The sequence below is a fragment of the Salmonella sp. 2018103 genome (genome assembly GCF_026247685.1).
Taxonomy (GTDB): Bacteria; Pseudomonadota; Gammaproteobacteria; order Enterobacterales; family Enterobacteriaceae; genus Salmonella; species Salmonella enterica.
Genome location: NZ_CP111029.1, coordinates 509,951 through 527,891 on the forward strand (window position 1 = coordinate 509,951; position 17,941 = coordinate 527,891).

Genomic DNA, 17,941 nt, shown 5'->3' on the forward strand with positions numbered 1-17,941 from the left:
TATGGATTTGTCACAGTTGACGCCGCGTCGTCCCTATCTGTTGCGTGCTTTCTACGAGTGGTTGCTGGATAACCAGTTGACCCCGCATCTGGTGGTGGATGTGATGCTGCCTGGCGTGCATGTCCCTATGGAATATGCGCGCGATGGGCAAATCGTCCTCAATATTGCGCCGCGAGCGGTAGGTAATCTGGAGCTGTCTAATGATGAAGTGCGTTTTAATGCGCGCTTCGGCGGCGTTCCCCGTCAGGTTTCTGTGCCTTTGGCTGCGGTGCTGGCGATTTACGCCCGTGAAAACGGCGCAGGCACTATGTTTGAGCCTGAAGCCGCCTATGATGAAGACGTTGTCAGCTTAAATGATGATGACAATACCGCAGGCGCGGAAAGCGAGACCGTGATGTCCGTCATTGATGGCGATAAGCCCGACCACGATGACGACAGTAGCCCTGATGACGAGCCGCCTCCGCCGCGTGGCGGACGTCCGGCGCTGCGCGTAGTAAAATAACCAACAGGCCCGGAAGGGCCTGTTTTGTTTGGTCTCCTCGCGGGTTCACCCTGCTTTTGAAGCTGTGTTACGATAAGCTTGCTATTATTTGCCACCGACCACTCATGAATGGACGTTATGAACGCATTTGATTCGCAAGCAGAAGATTCACCGACATCCCTCGGGCGTAGTTTGCGCCGCCGCCCGCTGGCGCGTAAAAAACTGTCTGAAATGGTTGAGGAAGAGCTGGAGCAGATGATCCGCCGTCATGAGTTTGGCGAGGGAGAACAGCTACCGTCTGAACGTGAATTAATGGCCTTCTTCAATGTGGGACGTCCCTCTGTGCGTGAAGCGTTAGCTGCGCTGAAGCGTAAAGGCCTGGTGCAAATCAATAACGGCGAACGCGCCCGCGTCTCGCGCCCCTCTGCTGATACCATCATCAGCGAACTGTCGGGTATGGCGAAAGATTTTCTTACTCATCCTGGCGGCATCGCTCACTTTGAACAGCTACGGCTTTTCTTTGAATCCAGCCTGGTACGCTATGCGGCGGAACATGCCACCGACGAGCAGATCGCGTTGTTAACGAAAGCACTGGAAATTAATAGCCAGTCGCTGGATGACAACGCGCTGTTTATTCGTTCGGATGTCGAGTTTCACCGGGTGCTGGCTGAAATTCCCGGCAATCCGATCTTTATGGCTATTCATGTTGCTCTGCTGGACTGGCTAATCGCCGCTCGCCCAAGCGTTCCCGATCGTGAGCTGCATGAACATAATAACTTGAGTTATCAACAGCATATTGTGATTGTTGATGCCATTCGCCAGCGAGATCCCGATAAAGCGGATCGCGCTCTGCAAACCCACCTCAATAGCGTTTCCGCTACCTGGCACGCGCTCGGTAAAAAAAGTCAAAAAATGCGGTAGCGATCGCACCTCCGATCCCGGTTTAGTGAAGCAGATCGCACTATAAGCGTTCTGTATTATTTGCTGCTTATTTGATCTGGTATAACAGGTATAAAGGTAGGTAGTTAATATATTCATCATCCGTAGAGGTAGGTATGGCAAAAGCATTGCAAGGCGTAATGGCGGCGTTGTTGACCCCATTTGATCATCAGCAGCAACTGGATAGCGAAAGCCTGCGCCGTCTGGTGCGTTTTAACATCGGCCAGGGTATCGACGGGCTGTACGTTGGCGGTTCCACCGGGGAAGCATTCGTACAGAGCCTTGCTGAAAGAGAGCAGGTACTGGAGATTGTCGCCGAAGAGGCGAAGGGAAAAATCACGTTGATCGCCCATGTCGGGACGGTAAGCACCGCAGAAAGCCAGCAGCTTGCCAGCGCCGCAAAGCGTTACGGTTTTGATGCGGTCTCTGCGGTGACGCCTTTTTATTACCCTTTCAGTTTTGAAGAGCACTGTGACCATTATCGGGCAATCATTGATTCCGCAGATGGATTGCCGATGGTGGTATACAACATTCCGGCGTTAAGCGGCGTAAAACTTACCCTCGATCAGATCAATACGCTGGTGACATTACCGGGCGTGAGCGCGCTGAAGCAAACCTCCGGCGATCTCTTCCAGATGGAGCAGATCCGCCGCGCACATCCGGATCTGGTGCTGTACAACGGTTATGACGAAATCTTCGCTTCCGGCCTGCTGGCGGGCGCGGACGGCGGTATCGGCAGCACATACAACATTATGGGCTGGCGTTATCAGGGGATTGTTCAGGCATTACGTGAGGGCGATGTGGCGAAAGCGCAGCGTCTGCAAACCGAGTGCAATAAGGTTATTGATTTACTGATTAAAACCGGCGTATTCCGCGGCCTGAAAACGGTCCTGCATTATATGGACGTGGTATCGGTGCCGCTGTGTCGTAAACCGTTCGCGCCTGTTGATGAAAAATATCTGCCGGCGCTCAAGGCGCTGGCTCAACAACTGATGGAAGAAAAGGCGTAACAGCATAATGCCGGGGGCGCTACGCTTGCCCGGCCTACAACAGTGTGAGCGGTAGGCCGGATAAGGCGGAGCCGCCATTCGGCATAACGACAACAAAAATCGTCGGGAGAGTAAAATGAGTACTTCTACCCAGAACATCCCGTGGTATCGCCATCTCAACCGGGCGCAGTGGCGGGCATTTTCCGCTGCCTGGCTGGGATATCTGCTTGATGGTTTTGATTTTGTGTTGATTGCTCTTGTACTGACTGAGGTACAAAGCGAATTTGGGCTGACGACGGTACAGGCGGCAAGCCTGATTTCTGCGGCTTTTATCTCTCGCTGGTTCGGCGGGTTATTACTGGGCGCGATGGGCGATCGCTATGGGCGTCGTCTGGCGATGGTCAGCAGCATCATTCTGTTTTCGGTGGGAACCCTGGCCTGCGGGTTTGCGCCCGGTTACACCACCATGTTCATCGCCCGACTGGTGATTGGTATGGGCATGGCGGGCGAATATGGTTCCAGCGCGACCTATGTGATTGAAAGCTGGCCAAAACATTTACGCAATAAAGCCAGCGGTTTTCTGATTTCCGGCTTCTCCGTCGGTGCGGTCGTTGCCGCGCAGGTGTACAGCCTGGTGGTGCCTGTCTGGGGCTGGCGCGCGCTGTTTTTCATTGGCATCTTGCCAATTATCTTCGCCCTCTGGTTGCGGAAAAACATTCCAGAAGCGGAAGACTGGAAAGAGAAACACGCGGGTAAAGCGCCGGTACGCACGATGGTTGACATTCTTTATCGGGGCGAACATCGCATCATCAACATTTTAATGACCTTCGCCGCCGCTGCTGCGCTGTGGTTCTGCTTTGCCGGTAACCTACAAAATGCTGCGATTGTGGCGGGGCTGGGACTACTGTGCGCGGTTATCTTTATCAGTTTTATGGTGCAGAGCAGCGGTAAACGCTGGCCCACTGGCGTCATGCTGATGCTGGTGGTACTGTTTGCTTTCCTCTATTCCTGGCCGATTCAGGCGCTATTACCTACTTATCTGAAAACCGAGCTGGCCTACGATCCGCATACGGTGGCGAATGTCCTGTTCTTTAGCGGATTTGGCGCGGCGGTTGGTTGCTGCGTAGGCGGTTTTCTTGGCGACTGGCTGGGAACGCGTAAAGCCTATGTCTGTAGCCTGCTGGCCTCGCAAATCCTCATTATTCCGGTCTTTGCGATTGGCGGCACAAACGTCTGGGTTCTGGGTCTGCTACTGTTTTTCCAACAGATGTTGGGGCAGGGGATTGCCGGGATTCTGCCGAAACTGATCGGCGGTTACTTCGATACCGATCAGCGCGCGGCGGGGCTGGGCTTTACTTATAACGTCGGCGCGCTCGGCGGCGCGCTGGCGCCGATCCTGGGAGCGCTGATCGCTCAACGTCTGGATCTGGGCACTGCGCTGTCATCGCTCTCTTTCAGCCTGACGTTTGTCGTGATCCTGCTTATTGGGCTTGATATGCCGTCTCGCGTACAGCGTTGGCTACGTCCGGAAGCGTTACGTACCCACGATGCTATCGACGACAAACCGTTCAGCGGAGCCGTACCGCTTGGCAGTGGTAAAGGTGCCTTTGTAAAAACGAAAAGTTAATCCGCTTGCCCGGTTTTCAACCGGGCAATATTTGTAAGGGAGTAGTATGTCGTTACTTGAACAACTGGATAAAAATATTGCCGCTTCTGGCGGCCTGATTGTCTCCTGCCAGCCCGTTCCGGGCAGTCCGCTGGATAAGCCGGAGATTGTAGCGGCAATGGCGTTGGCAGCGGAACAGGCGGGCGCGGTTGCGGTGCGTATTGAAGGCATAGACAACCTGCGTATGACCCGCTCGCTCGTTTCGGTACCCATTATCGGCATTATCAAACGCGATCTGGACGACTCTCCAGTGCGCATTACCCCTTTTCTCGACGATGTAGATGCGCTGGCACAGGCCGGAGCAGCTATTATCGCCGTTGATGGAACCGCTCGGCAACGGCCGGTAGCCGTTGAGGCGTTGTTGGCGCGCATTCATCACCACCATCTACTGGCGATGGCCGACTGCTCATCCGTGGACGATGGTCTCGCCTGTCAACGGTTGGGCGCGGACATTATCGGCACGACAATGTCCGGCTACACCACCCCCGATACGCCGGAGGAACCCGATCTGCCCTTAGTCAAAGCGTTGCATGACGCCGGATGCCGGGTAATAGCCGAAGGGCGCTATAACTCGCCAGCACTGGCGGCGGAGGCGATCCGCTATGGCGCATGGGCGGTGACGGTGGGGTCCGCCATTACCCGTCTGGAACATATCTGTGGATGGTATAACGACGCATTAAAAAAGGCGGCGTCATGACTACGTTAGCAATCGATATTGGCGGTACTAAACTTGCCGCCGCGCTCATCGACAAAAACTTGCGCATTAGCCAGCGTCGCGAGCTGCCGACCCCCGCAAGCAAAACGCCGGATGCGTTACGTGAAGCATTAAAGGCGCTGGTTGAACCACTACGGGCAGAGGCGCGTCAGGTAGCGATAGCTTCTACCGGGATCATTCAGGAAGGGATGTTACTGGCGCTAAACCCCCATAATCTGGGCGGCTTGCTACACTTTCCGTTAGTACAAACACTGGAAACGATAGCAGGCCTGCCGACGCTGGCGGTGAACGACGCGCAGGCGGCGGCCTGGGCGGAGTATCACGCGCTCCCTGATGATATTCGCGATATGGTATTTATCACCGTTTCAACCGGCGTTGGCGGCGGCGTTGTCTGCGACGGCAAGCTCCTTACCGGAAAAGGCGGTCTGGCCGGGCACCTGGGACACACCCTGGCGGACCCACACGGGCCCGTATGCGGCTGTGGACGCGTTGGCTGCGTAGAGGCCATCGCCTCCGGACGAGGGATGGCCGCGGCGGCGCGGGACGATCTGGCGGGATGCGACGCCAAAACCCTATTTATTCGCGCTGGCGAAGGTCATCAGCAGGCGCGACATCTGGTAAGCCAATCCGCGCAGGTGATAGCGCGGATGATCGCCGATGTGAAAGCGACTACCGACTGCCAGTGTGTGGTCATTGGCGGCAGCGTAGGGTTAGCTGAGGGATACCTGGAGCAGGTTCGCGCGTTTTTGATGCAAGAGCCTGCGCCTTATCACGTGGCGCTGAGCGCCGCTCGCTATCGGCATGACGCAGGATTATTAGGCGCTGCTTTGTTAGCTCAAGGAGACACATTATGATGATGGGGGAAGTACAGTCGTTGCCTTCTTGCGGGTTGCATCCGCGACTGCTGGATGCCTTGACTCTCGCGCTGGCGGCAAGGCCGCAGGAGAAAGCGCCGGGGCGCTATGAATTGCAGGGCGACAATATCTTTATGAATGTAATGCAGTTAACGACACAAATGCCGGCCGAGAAGAAAGCGGAATTGCATGAACAATACATTGATATTCAGCTACTACTAACCGGCGTCGAGCGTATTGCGTTTGGGATGTCCGGTGCCGCTCGCCAGTGCGAGGAGATGCACGTTGAAGAGGATTACCAGCTTTGTAGTCAAATTGTCGACGAGCAGACTATTACGCTGCAAGCGGGGATGTTTGCTGTGTTTATGCCGGGAGAACCGCATAAACCGGGATGTGCAGTGGGTGAGCCGGATGACATCAAGAAAGTGGTAGTGAAAGTACGCGCCAGTCTGCTGGCGGCCTGAATCTCTTGCCGGAGCAGTCTTCCGAACGCAGCCCCTTACGGGCTGCGTGGTGAATGTGCCGGAGAGCGCGGGTATGACGGGTTAACGCTTAAACGTCACGGCTTCCGGCTGGGGCAGGTGCAGCGTCGTCTGGCTCGGCACCGTCTCGGCAATCACTCGCCCGTGGCGAATCGAGTAACGGGCAGGCGTCTGGCGACGTACCGCATCGAATCCATTCTCAGCGGGTAAGATAACCAGATTCGCGGCATGGCCGACACTCAGACCGTAGTCCTGTAAATGCAGGGTTTTTGCGCTGTGGGTAGTGATCAGATTTAACCCGTCGTTGATTTGCCCATACCCCATCAACTGGCAAACGTGTAACCCCATATGCAGCACCTGCAGCATATTGGCGGTGCCTAATGGATACCACGGATCGAAGACGTCATCATGGCCAAAGCAGACGTTGATCCCCGCTTCCAGCATCTCTTTCACTCGCGTGACGCCACGACGTTTCGGGTAAGTGTCAAACCGCCCTTGCAGATGAATATTCACCAGCGGGTTGGCGACGAAGTTAATCCCCGACATTTTCAACAGGCGGAACAGGCGTGACGCATACGCGCCGTTGTACGAGTGCATAGCCGTGGTGTGGCTGGCGGTCACGCGCGACCCCATGCCATCACGATGCGCCAGTGCCGCGACCGTTTCGACAAAGCGAGACTGCTCGTCATCAATTTCGTCGCAGTGCACATCGATCAAGCGATCGTATTTCTGCGCCAGGGCGAAGGTTTTGTGCAGCGATTCAACGCCATATTCCCGCGTGAACTCAAAGTGCGGAATGGCGCCAATAACGTCAGCGCCCAAACGCACGGCTTCCTCTAACAGCGCTTCACCGTTGGGATAAGACAGAATACCTTCTTGCGGAAAGGCGACAATTTGCAGGTCTACCCACGGCGCAACCTCTTGCTTCACTTCCAGCATGGCTTTCAGCGCGGTGAGCGTAGGATCTGAAACGTCAACGTGAGTACGAACGTACTGGATGCCGTTAGCCATCTGCCATTTCAGGGTCTGCATCGCGCGCGCTTTCACATCTTCATGCGTGAGCATTGCTTTACGTTCTGCCCAGCGCTCAATCCCTTCAAACAGTGTGCCGGACTGGTTCCAGCTCGGTTCACCCGCCGTTTGCGTGGTATCCAGGTGGATATGTGGCTCAACAAACGGTGGAATAGCCAGACCGCCTTCGGCATCAAGCACTTCGCCCTGCGGTAACGATGCGGCTTCCTGAGGATCAATCCGGCTAAAGCGCCCGTTTTCAATCGTAATCTGCCATAATCCTTCGTGTCCCTGCAGACGCGCCTGACGAATGGTGATGTTATTGTTCTGCATGGCTGACCTCTGGTGATTTAGCAAGGCTGCGGTTGAAAAGTGGATTCAGCAGGATATAGCTGAAGACGCCGCCGAGTACGGCGTTGACGGGCACAATACCAGGAACATAATGTCCGGCGGCGATGCCCAGCGCGACGGAAAGAATAGCAATCCAGTTAACGGGAATAAAGCGCACGGTGTTGAAGTCAGCATAGCGGCGGCGGTTCAACAGATAGTCGGCAATAATCACTCCGCCAATCGGTGGGATGGCAGATGACAGGAACGTCAGCCAGCCGACAAAATTATTATAAAGCCACAGCGCGCACACGGTACCGATAATCCCGTTCACCACCGACAGCGTGCGGCTGGAAAGACCGGTAATATTGGCGAAGCCCAGACCCGATGCGTACAGCGCGTTATCGTTGGTGGTCCAGATATTCAGGCCGAGCACCACAATCGCGGGCAGCAGCAGCCCCTGCGCTATCATCACGTCAGAGATATCCGCCTGACCGACGGCGGCAGCGCCTGCCGCGCCAAAGATAAACATCAGCGAGTTGCCGAGGAAAAAAGCGACCATCGCAATCAGTACGGCGCTTTTGGCATGACGTCCGAAGCGGACGAAGTCGGCGGTCAATGTACCGGCGCTGACAAACGAGCCCACCACCAGCGCCAGCGCGCTGGAAAAATCCAGCGGCGTCTGCGGCACTATCGTTTTTAAATGCTCCAGCCCACCCACGCCGCTGACCGCCAGCCAGACGGAGTAGCTGCCCAGAATCACGATCGCGGGTACGGCAATGATAGACAAAATGGTCAACGCCGAGATGCCGAAAAAAATGGTCAGGGTCATCAGCAGACCCGAAACGGCAATCAGAATATTGGCATCAATGCCCGTCGCTTTACTGACCGGAATAGCGAACATCGCTACGCCAACGCCAAACCAGCCTACCTGTGTGCCGCCAAGCAGCAAGGAGGGAAGCCATGAGCCTTTAACGCCAAAGGAGTAACGTGCAAGGAGGTGGGTGGAGAGTCCGGTTTTTGCGCCGATGTAACCAAGAAATGCAGTGTAGATACCGAGGAGGAGATTACCGAAGAGAACTGCGAGGAAGAAATCGTGATAGGTAAGACCGGTGCCGAGTGTCCCTCCGGTCCACATACTGGCGGAAAAAAACGTTAAACCCAACATGACAAACGTCAGTGGAATCACGCCCTTCCGCGCCGCCAGAGGGACGGGGCCCTGGCTATAATTGTTGTCCTGCGACACAACGCCTCCATGAATTTTGCCCAAAAAATCCGCCGCATAATATACAGTTCTCAGAATAAAGCAAACGTTTTCGTGTGATATTTTTTTGATAATTATTCATGGCATTAATGGTTCGTTAGTTTTTCTCCGTTGTCAGTGAACCACCGCGTGTGAGTTGAGTTTCCAGCATGGTTTGCGAACGAATAAGTTCGTCTGTGAGTAATTTTTCGTCGGGCAACTGCACTTTGTACTCGCTCGCCATGATGGTGTTTGGCAGGCCAGTCAGCGCGTAATGCGCTTCCCCCGCGCCTTTCCCTGCGCACAAAACCAGGCCGACTGGCGGGTTTTCTCCGGGCATTGTCCAGTGCTCTTTGGCATAGTTCAGGTAGATATTCATCTGCCCGGCATCCGCATAACCGAATTTGCCTACCTTCAGGTCAACGAGCAACAGGCAACGCGAGCGACGATGGAAGAACAGCAGATCGACGCGGAACCAGCTGTCGTCTATGCGTAGTCGGCGTTGGCGGCCAACAAAAGCAAAATCGTCACCGAGCTCCAGCATAAAGTCCATCAGGTGGCTGAGCAGCGCGTCTTCGAGATCTGATTCGGAATACTCGTCCTTCAGGTTAAGAAATTCCAGAATGAACGGGTCGCGTATGGTTTGCTCCGGCAAAACGTTTGGCTCGGCGGGTGCAGGCTGCTGCAACATGGCGGATTTGTCGTGGGACAGTAGCGTTCGTTCGTAAAATTGAGTGGCGATTTGCCTGTCGAGCTGCCGTACGGACCAGCCGTTACGTAGCGTCTCTTTCTCGTAAAAAGTGCGGGCATTGGGATTTTTTACCGACAAGAGGCGGACATACGCCGACCAGGGGAGTGGGAAAGATTTAGCCAGTTGCGCCAAATGGAGAGATTCTCCAGACACTGTCTGGAGAATCTCAATTTTTTGAAAATAAAGATAAAACTTTTTAAATTGCCATAGATTACTGGCAGAAAAACCTCGTTTATATCTTTGGCTTAAATCCTGTGATAAACGATCAATTAGCTGTTCATCATAAGCAGCTCTGGCTTCACCGCCTTGTTCAAATTCAACAATGCGTCGACCCATTTCCCAATAGGTTGCTGTCATGATGGTGTTGATGCTGCGAACGGTTTGTGTCCGCGCTGTATCCAGCAGTTGAACAATTCCGTCATGAATTTGCTGATATTCATCAGACTGTGGCGCTAAAGTTGGATTCGTTATGTCATCCCTTACGTGATAGTTTCATTGTGAAATTAGAACGCTATTAATACGCTTCAGGCGTAAACGGATCAATCCATCTTAACTCCAAAGGGTACTCCCGCCGACATAAGGCGGGAGGGGAATTTGGACGGGCTTGAAAAGCCCGAAGGATCATCAGCCACGCTGATGTTGAATGTATTGCTTCACAACTTCCAGCGGCGCACCTCCGCACGAGCCAGCAAAGTATGACCTCGACCAGAGCACGGCTTTTCCGTATGCTCCCCGCAAATCAATAAATTCGTTTCGCAGACGGCGGGATGTCACAGCTTTCAGTGAGTTAACCAGTACCGAAAGCTGCACTGTTGGTGGGTATTCGATCAGCATGTGGACATGATCGACGTCTCCGTTACTTTCTTTAAGTTCTGCACCAAAATCACGGCAGACTTCTGCTGCATACTGATGGAATGCAGCATAGTGTGACTCTCCCAGTATCTTTCGACGGTATTTTGTTACAAAGACAAGATGAACATGCAAAAGGAAGGCGGCATGTCTTGAACGATTAATATTATGTTTTTGCATTGAAGTTGACCGTAAAAACAGTAACATAGCAAACAAATCTCCTACACACTGAGTGATGATGCTAATCCTGAAAGCCTACAAATTCAGACTGGAACCAACGCCTGAACAGTCGCAGCGTTTGCGGCAGTTATGTGGTTGCGCCCGTTTTGTCTGGAATTTAGGTCTTGCGGAGACAAAGTGCATCCTTGGCTCAGGCGAAAAGTTACCTTCGGCTTTCGAGTTGAACAGGATGCTTACAGTGTGGAAAAAAATGCCGGAACACATCTTTTTACAGGATGCTTATACCGACAATCTGCAACAAAAGTTGAAAGATCTGCATGCTGCATGGAAACGTTGCTTTGATAAAAAGCTCGCAGCTAAGGCCCCGGTATGGAAACGAAAAAATGAGGGCAGAGACTCAATCCGTTTTGTGAACTTTGAGAAATATTGCCGCCTTGAAAATCGCAGAGTGAAGCTACCGTCAGGTCTTGGGGGGGTAAAATTCCGGCAATCTCAACGTGTGAACGGTAAAATCAAAAATGCGACAATCAGTCAGTTAGCGGGACAGTGGTATATCTCGTTTCAGGTTGAAGTTGAAACGGCAGAACCCAATCACACAAGCACAACGATAGTCGGTCTGGACGCAGGAGTAACAAAACTCGCCACGCTTTCAGACGGTACGGTATATCAACCAGTCAACAGTTTTAAAGCAAGTCAGCGCAAGCTGGCAACACTCCAGCGGCAGTTAAGTCGTAAAGTCAAATTCAGCAGTAACTGGCAGAAACAAAAGCGAAAAGTCCAGCGTCTGCACTCGCACATAGCCAATATCCGGCGCGACTACCTTCATAAAGTTACCAGTGAAATCAGCAAAAACCACGCGATGATAGTCATTGAGGATTTGAAGGTTAGTAACATGTCGAAATCGGCAAAAGGTACAGCAGAACAGCACGGACGAAACGTCAAGGCCAAATCAGGTCTAAACCGTTCGATACTGGATCAGGGCTGGTATGAAATGCGCCGCCAGCTTGAGTACAAACAGCTCTGGCGTGGCGGTCAGGTGCTTGCGGTTCCGCCAGCATACACAAGCCAGCGTTGCGCGTGCTGTGGTCATACCGCGAAAGAAAATCGCCTGTCACAAAGTAAATTTGTGTGTCAGGTATGCGGATATACAGCGAACGCTGATGTAAATGGCGCTCGTAACATTTTAGCGGCGGGGCACGTCGTTCTTGCCTGTGGAGGGATGGTGCAGTCAGGCCGCCCGTCTGAAACAGGAACCAGACGCTGAGCAATCAGTCGTCACCCACTAATGGGAATCCCCCACCTGAGTCACGAAGTGCGAAGGTGGGGGAGGATGTCAAGAACGGATTTTACATGGCATTACATCTCGATTTACGAGCGGTTTTCCAGAATCGGCAGGAGAGATATTGAGGAGAGGAATATCGGCTCCCCAGCCATCAGCACAAGGCATTAACCGGGGAGCCGGAAGGGTTATACTTCGAGGTAGTTCATAATCCCGTCAGCCGCTTTACGGCCTTCCGCAATCGCCGTCACCACCAGATCGGAACCGCGCACGATGTCGCCACCGGCGAAGATTTTCGGGTTGCTGGTCTGGAAAGCATTATCGCTGCGTTCCGGCGCGATAATTCGTCCCTGCGAGTCCAGTTCCACGCTGTGTTTCGCCAGCCATTCCATGCTGTGTGGACGAAAACCAAACGCCATCACCACCGCATCAGCCGGAACCACATGCTCGGAACCGGCGACGATCTCCGCCCGCCGACGGCCTTTGGCATCCGGTTCGCCCATTTCAGTGCGCACCATTTTTACGCCGCTCACTTTGCCGTTGGCATTGACTTCAATGCCCAGCGGTTGAACGTTAAACTGAAATTCGACACCTTCCTCGCGCGCGTTCTTCACTTCGCGTCTGGAACCCGGCATGTTCTCTTCATCACGACGATAAGCACAGGTTACGTGCGTTGCGCCCTGACGAATGGAGGTACGTACGCAGTCCATTGCGGTATCGCCGCCGCCCAGCACCACCACGCGTTTGCCTTCCATGCTGACATATGGTTCGTCGCTGGTTTCGCCAAACCCCATGATCTGTTTCGTATTGGCGATAAGGAACGGTAGAGCGTCGAATACGCCGTCCGCATTTTCATTTTCCAGCCCGCCGCGCATCGACTGATAGGTACCGACGCCAAGGAACACCGCGTCGTACTCTTTCAACAGCTCGTCAAGTTCGACGTCGCGGCCCACTTCGGTATTAAGTTTGAACTCAATACCCATGCCGGTGAAGATCTCGCGACGACGGGTCATCACCTCTTTTTCCAGTTTGAAAGCTGGAATACCGAAGGTCAGCAGGCCGCCGATTTCCGGATGGCGATCAAAGACCACCGCCTTCACGCCGTTGCGGGTCAGCACGTCGGCGCACGCCAGCCCTGCCGGACCTGCGCCGATAATCGCTACCCGTTTGTCCGTCTGGCGCACGCCGGTCATATCCGGGCGCCAGCCCATTTCGAACGCTTTATCGTTGATATAGCGCTCAATGTTACCGATGGTCACCGCGCCGAACTCATCGTGCAGCGTACAGGAGCCTTCGCACAGGCGGTCCTGCGGGCAGACGCGGCCACACACTTCCGGCAGGGTGTTGGTCTGGTGCGATAGCTCAGCCGCCTCAAAAATACGCCCTTCGTTAGCCAGTTTCAGCCAGTTCGGGATGTAGTTATGTACCGGACATTTCCACTCGCAGTAGGGGTTCCCGCAGGACAAACAGCGATCCGCCTGGGCTTTCGCCTGACCTTCAGAAAACGGTTCGTAGATTTCAACAAACTCGATCTTACGGATCTTCAGCGGTTTCTTCGGCGGATCAACGCGCTGCAGGTCGATAAATTGATAAACATTCTGGCTCATTTCAATTCCTTACTGCGCCTGCACGCGCAATTCTGCCGCACTACGACTACGGTGGCCCAACAGGGCTTTGACATCGCTGGACTTGGGCTTCACTAACGCGAATTGGGTTGAGAAGCTTGACCACCTGGACAGGATCTCTTCGCCGCGTTGCGAACCAGTATGCTGCACGTGCTCGGTGATCAGGCCGCGCAGATGCTCTTCGTGGATAGCCAGCGAATCAACGTCCAGTACTTCTACCAGTTCCGGGTTCACGCGTTTACGAAATTCGCCATCTTCGTCCAGCACATAGGCGAAGCCGCCGGTCATCCCCGCGCCGAAGTTAACGCCGGTTTTACCCAGCACGCAGACGATGCCGCCGGTCATGTATTCACAGCCGTTGTCGCCGATGCCCTCTACTACGGTAATCGCCCCGGAGTTACGCACGCCGAAACGTTCGCCCGCGCGGCCCGCTGCGTACAGACGGCCACCGGTCGCTCCATACAGGCAGGTGTTGCCGATAATGCTGGCTTTATGGCTGAGGAAGGCGGAACCTACCGGCGGTCTGATGGCGATCAAACCGCCTGCCATACCTTTACCGACATAGTCGTTGGCATCGCCAGTCAGATATAACTCCACGCCGCCCGCGTTCCACACGCCAAAGCTCTGGCCTGCGGTACCGCTGAAGTGCGCTTTAATCGGATCGGAAGCCAGCCCCTGATCGCCGTGGGTCTGTGCGATGTAGCCGGAAAGCGACGCGCCGACGGAACGATCGGTGTTGCGGATGTCGAACCAGAAGGTTTTGCTCTGGCGCGCATCGACAAACGGCTTCGCCTGCTGCAACAGTTGCGCATTCAGCACACCGTTATCAAACGGCGGGTTATTCTCGGTGCAGTACAGCGCTTTACCCGGATGAGGTTCAGCGGTTTCCAGTAGACGAGACAGCGCCAGCTTCTGCTGTTTAGCGGTGAAGCCATCCAGCTTTTTCAGCAGGTCGGTGCGGCCAATCAAATCCACCAGGCGGGTCACGCCAAGCGAAGCCATCAGCTCGCGCACTTCTCGGGCGATAAATTCAAAGTAGTTGGTTACTTTGAACGGCAGGCCGTGATAGTGGTTCTTACGCAGTTTTTCATCCTGCGTCGCCACGCCGGTTGCGCAGTTGTTCAGATGGCAAATGCGCAGGTATTTACAGCCCAGCGCCACCATCGGGCCGGTGCCGAAGCCGAAACTTTCCGCACCGAGAATCGCCGCTTTAATGATATCGACGCCGGTTTTCAGACCGCCGTCCACCTGCAGACGAATCTTGTGACGCAGGCCGTTGGCGACCAGCGCCTGCTGGGTTTCGACCAGACCCAGTTCCCACGGACAGCCAGCATATTTCACCGAAGACAGCGGGCTTGCGCCGGTACCGCCGTCGTAGCCAGCGATGGTGATGAGGTCTGCATAGGCTTTCGCCACGCCGGTCGCGATGGTGCCAACGCCCGGTTCGGACACCAGCTTCACGGAGATCATCGCCTTCGGGTTGACCTGCTTGAGGTCGAAAATGAGCTGCGCTAAGTCCTCGATAGAGTAGATATCGTGGTGCGGCGGCGGGGAGATCAGCGTCACGCCCGGCACTGAATAACGCAGTTTAGCGATATACGGAGTGACTTTATCCCCCGGCAACTGACCGCCTTCGCCCGGTTTCGCGCCCTGCGCGACTTTAATCTGGATCACATCGGCATTGACCAGGTAGGCCGGCGTCACGCCAAAGCGACCAGAGGCCACCTGTTTGATACGCGACACTTTATTGGTGCCGTAGCGCGCAGGGTCTTCACCGCCTTCGCCGGAGTTGGAGTTGCCGCCGAGGCTGTTCATCGCTTCCGCCAGCGCTTCGTGCGCTTCCGGACTTAATGCGCCGATAGACATGGCTGCGGTATCAAAGCGTTTAAACAGCTCACTGGCGGGCTCAACCTCGTCGATAGTCACCGCCTCGCCGTCTGGATGTATCGCCAGCAGATCGCGCAGCGTTGCCGCCGGACGCTCATTGACCAGTTTGGCGTATTCCTGATAATCACTGTACTCGCCGCTCTGTACCGCCTGTTGCAGGGTACGCACGACATCCGGGTTATAGGCGTGATATTCGCCGCCGTGGACGTACTTCAACAGGCCGCCAGGGCTAATGGGTTTGCGCGCCAGCCAGGCGCGTTTGGAGAGATTCAGCAGATCCTGCTGGAAGTCATCAAAGCTCGCGCCGCCGATACGGCTGACCACGCCCTGGAAGCACAGTTTTACCACATCATCGTGCAGCCCGACCGCTTCAAACAGTTTGGAGCAGCGGTAAGAGGCAATGGTCGAAATGCCCATTTTGGACATAATCTTGTACAGCCCCTTGTTGATGCCGTTACGGTAGTTCTGCATCACGGTACGGTAGTTTTTGGCGATGGCCTGGGTATCAATCAGACGCCCCAGCGTTTCGTAGGCCAGGTACGGATAGATGGCCGTTGCGCCAAAGCCGAGCAGTACCGCAAAGTGATGCGGATCGCGGGCGCTTCCGGTTTCTACGATGATGTTAGCGTCGCAGCGCAGGCTTTGTTCTACCAGACGCGTTTGCACCGCGCCCACCGCCATCGGCGCGGGCACCGGCAGGCGATTCTTACCGATATTGCGATCCGAGAGAACCAGCAGCACGGTGCCGTTACGCACCATCTGTTCCGCTTTATCGCACAGCGCTTTAACCGTCGCGTCCAGTGTGGTTTCGGTGACATCAAAGGTAATATCAAGCCAGTCGGCGCGGTAGTGATGCTCGCTCATGGTGGTGAGCTGTTTGAAATCGGAGTACAGCAGAATTGGCGATTTAAAACTCAGGCGATGGGCCTGACCTTCCGCTTCGCAGAAGACGTTCATTTCGCGACCGATGCTGGTGGCGAGCGACATGACGTGCGCTTCACGCAGCGGGTCGATAGGCGGGTTAGTGACCTGCGCGAACTGCTGGCGGAAGTAGTCGTAAATAATACGCGGCTGGCTGGAGAGCACGGCAAAGGGGGTGTCGTCGCCCATTGAGCCGACGGCTTCCTGGCCGTTTTCGCCCAACACGCGGATAACCGAGTCCAGCTCTTCGGCGCTGTAGTTAAACTGTTTCTGATAGCTGGCGAGCAGGTCATCGTCCAGTTCGCGGCTACCGACTTCTTCATCAGGCAGCTCTTCAAACGGCACCAGACGGCGAACATTCTTTTCCATCCACGCTTTATACGGATGGCGGCTTTTCAGATCGTCATCGGTTTCCGCGGAATGCAGAATACGTCCGCCGCGGGTGTCGATCACCATCAGCTCGCCTGGGCCGACGCGGCCTTTCTCGACCACTTCATCCGGCTGATAGTCCCAGATACCGACTTCGGAGGCGCAGGTGATCAGCTTATCTTTGGTAATGACATAGCGTGCCGGGCGCAGGCCGTTACGGTCAAGGTTACAGGCGGCGAAGCGCCCGTCGGACATCACGATGCCTGCCGGACCGTCCCACGGCTCCATATGCATGGAGTTAAAGTCAAAGAAGGCGCGCAGATCCTGGTCCATATCGGGGTTGTTCTGCCAGGCGGGCGGCACCAACAGGCGCATGGCGCGGATAATGTCCATCCCGCCTGCCAGCAGCAGTTCCAGCATGTTGTCCAGCGAGCTGGAATCCGAACCGGTTTCGTTAACAAACGGCGCAGCGGACTGTAAATCCGGGATCAGCGGCGTCTGGAATTTATAGGTACGGGCGCGCGCCCACTGGCGGTTGCCGGTGATGGTGTTAATCTCGCCGTTATGCGCCAGGTAGCGGAACGGCTGCGCCAGCGGCCAACGCGGCACGGTGTTAGTGGAAAAGCGCTGGTGGAACAGACAGATGGCCGATTCCAGACGCAGATCCGCAAGATCCAGGTAGAAGCGCGGCAGATCCGCCGGCATACACAGACCTTTATAAATGTTGACCAGGTTCGACAGGCTGCATACGTAGAAATCTTTGTCGTCCTGCAGGCGTTTTTCAATGCGTCGGCGGGCGATAAACAGACGGCGCTCCATATCACGCGGACGCCAGCCCGCCGGAGCGTTGACAAAAATCTGCTCAATACGCGGCAGGGAGGAGAGGGCGATTTCACCGAGCACGCCTTCATTGGTTGGCACATCGCGCCAGCCGACAATCGACAGGGTTTCCTGTTGTAATTCTTCTTCGACAATATGGCGTGACGCGGCGGCCAGTTCAGGATCTTTATTCAAAAAGATCATCCCGACGGCGTAGTTTTTGGCTAAGCGCCAGCCGCGCTCTTCGGCCACGATGCGAAAGAAACGGTCAGGTTTTTGTAACAGCAAGCCGCAACCGTCGCCGGTTTTACCGTCGGCAAGGATCGCGCCACGGTGCTGCATCCGGGCCAGCGCGTGTATGGCGGTACGCACTACCTTGTGGCTAGGTTCGCCTTCTATGTGGGCGATCAGGCCGAAACCACAGTTATCCTTCTCAAGGGATTTATCGTACAACATATCAGTGAACCTCCCCAGGCTCTACGGGACGCTCTCCCAACCGACGGCGCGCGGGCACAGCAAGAGCATGGCGACGGGGCTGGCGCATCATACGCTTA

The 17,941-nt window shown here is 55.0% G+C and carries 13 protein-coding genes and 1 pseudogene; 8 read left to right on the plus strand and 6 right to left on the minus strand.

The window, feature by feature from the left end; translation table 11 throughout:
* The first annotated feature begins 1 nt into the window (after window position 1).
* The 7 genes from sspB to nanQ all read left to right on the plus strand — a co-directional run bounded on the left by sspB (window position 2) and on the right by nanQ (window position 6,108).
* Window positions 2-502 carry a ClpXP protease specificity-enhancing factor gene (gene sspB / locus OLG56_RS02440; protein WP_000366112.1) on the plus strand — a complete coding sequence of 167 codons (501 nt, stop codon included), beginning with the start codon at window positions 2-4 and terminating at the stop codon, window positions 500-502.
* A 108-nt stretch (window positions 503-610) separates the two neighbouring features.
* Window positions 611-1,402 carry a transcriptional regulator NanR gene (nanR, locus tag OLG56_RS02445; protein WP_000382923.1) on the plus strand — a complete coding sequence of 264 codons (792 nt, stop codon included), beginning with the start codon at window positions 611-613 and terminating at the stop codon, window positions 1,400-1,402.
* 134 nt (window positions 1,403-1,536) lie between these two features.
* Window positions 1,537-2,430, plus strand: coding sequence for an N-acetylneuraminate lyase (nanA, locus tag OLG56_RS02450; protein WP_001029667.1), 894 nt, complete (start codon window positions 1,537-1,539; stop codon window positions 2,428-2,430).
* 115 nt (window positions 2,431-2,545) lie between these two features.
* Window positions 2,546-4,036: a sialic acid transporter NanT gene (gene nanT / locus OLG56_RS02455; RefSeq protein ID WP_061377030.1), complete on the plus strand. Its 1,491-nt coding sequence runs from the start codon at window positions 2,546-2,548 to the stop codon at window positions 4,034-4,036.
* Between the two features lie 46 nt (window positions 4,037-4,082).
* Complete coding sequence (locus OLG56_RS02460; protein ID WP_000054439.1) at window positions 4,083-4,772, plus strand: N-acetylmannosamine-6-phosphate 2-epimerase; 690 nt, start codon at window positions 4,083-4,085, stop codon at window positions 4,770-4,772.
* Window positions 4,769-5,644 (plus strand): N-acetylmannosamine kinase, encoded by an 876-nt coding sequence (gene nanK, locus OLG56_RS02465; protein ID WP_000208970.1) that lies wholly within the window; start codon window positions 4,769-4,771, stop codon window positions 5,642-5,644. The genes OLG56_RS02460 and nanK overlap by 4 nt, the downstream gene beginning before the upstream one ends.
* Complete coding sequence (nanQ, locus tag OLG56_RS02470) at window positions 5,641-6,108, plus strand: N-acetylneuraminate anomerase (RefSeq protein ID WP_000979901.1); 468 nt, start codon at window positions 5,641-5,643, stop codon at window positions 6,106-6,108. Before nanK ends, nanQ begins: the two co-directional genes overlap by 4 nt.
* Window positions 6,109-6,189: 81 nt before the next feature.
* Here nanQ and OLG56_RS02475 read toward each other — a convergent pair whose 3' ends face one another.
* The 4 genes from OLG56_RS02475 to tnpA form a co-directional block, all read right to left on the minus strand.
* The gene (locus OLG56_RS02475; protein ID WP_001630971.1) at window positions 6,190-7,470 is read right to left on the minus strand and encodes a cytosine deaminase; all 1,281 of its coding nucleotides are present in this window, start codon (window positions 7,468-7,470) and stop codon (window positions 6,190-6,192) included.
* Window positions 7,457-8,710 (minus strand): cytosine permease, encoded by a 1,254-nt coding sequence (codB, locus tag OLG56_RS02480; protein WP_001542969.1) that lies wholly within the window; start codon window positions 8,708-8,710, stop codon window positions 7,457-7,459. The genes OLG56_RS02475 and codB overlap by 14 nt, the downstream gene beginning before the upstream one ends.
* Before the next feature lie 115 nt (window positions 8,711-8,825).
* Window positions 8,826-9,929, minus strand: a complete 1,104-nt coding sequence (locus tag OLG56_RS02485; RefSeq protein ID WP_061377031.1) for a PDDEXK nuclease domain-containing protein — start codon at window positions 9,927-9,929, stop codon at window positions 8,826-8,828.
* Window positions 9,930-10,082: 153 nt separating this feature from the next.
* Window positions 10,083-10,487, minus strand: coding sequence for an IS200/IS605 family transposase (gene tnpA, locus OLG56_RS02490; RefSeq protein ID WP_001169102.1), 405 nt, complete (start codon window positions 10,485-10,487; stop codon window positions 10,083-10,085).
* Window positions 10,488-10,545: 58 nt separating this feature from the next.
* Here tnpA and OLG56_RS02495 point away from each other — a divergent pair.
* Window positions 10,546-11,773 (plus strand): annotated as a pseudogene (locus OLG56_RS02495) (RNA-guided endonuclease InsQ/TnpB family protein).
* Between the two features lie 181 nt (window positions 11,774-11,954).
* Here the strand turns inward: OLG56_RS02495 and gltD are convergent.
* Window positions 11,955-13,373 (minus strand): glutamate synthase subunit GltD, encoded by a 1,419-nt coding sequence (gltD, locus tag OLG56_RS02500; RefSeq protein ID WP_000081633.1) that lies wholly within the window; start codon window positions 13,371-13,373, stop codon window positions 11,955-11,957.
* Between the two features lie 9 nt (window positions 13,374-13,382).
* Window positions 13,383-17,843 carry a glutamate synthase large subunit gene (gene gltB / locus OLG56_RS02505; protein ID WP_061377033.1) on the minus strand — a complete coding sequence of 1,487 codons (4,461 nt, stop codon included), beginning with the start codon at window positions 17,841-17,843 and terminating at the stop codon, window positions 13,383-13,385.
* Window positions 17,844-17,941 lie beyond the last annotated feature (98 nt).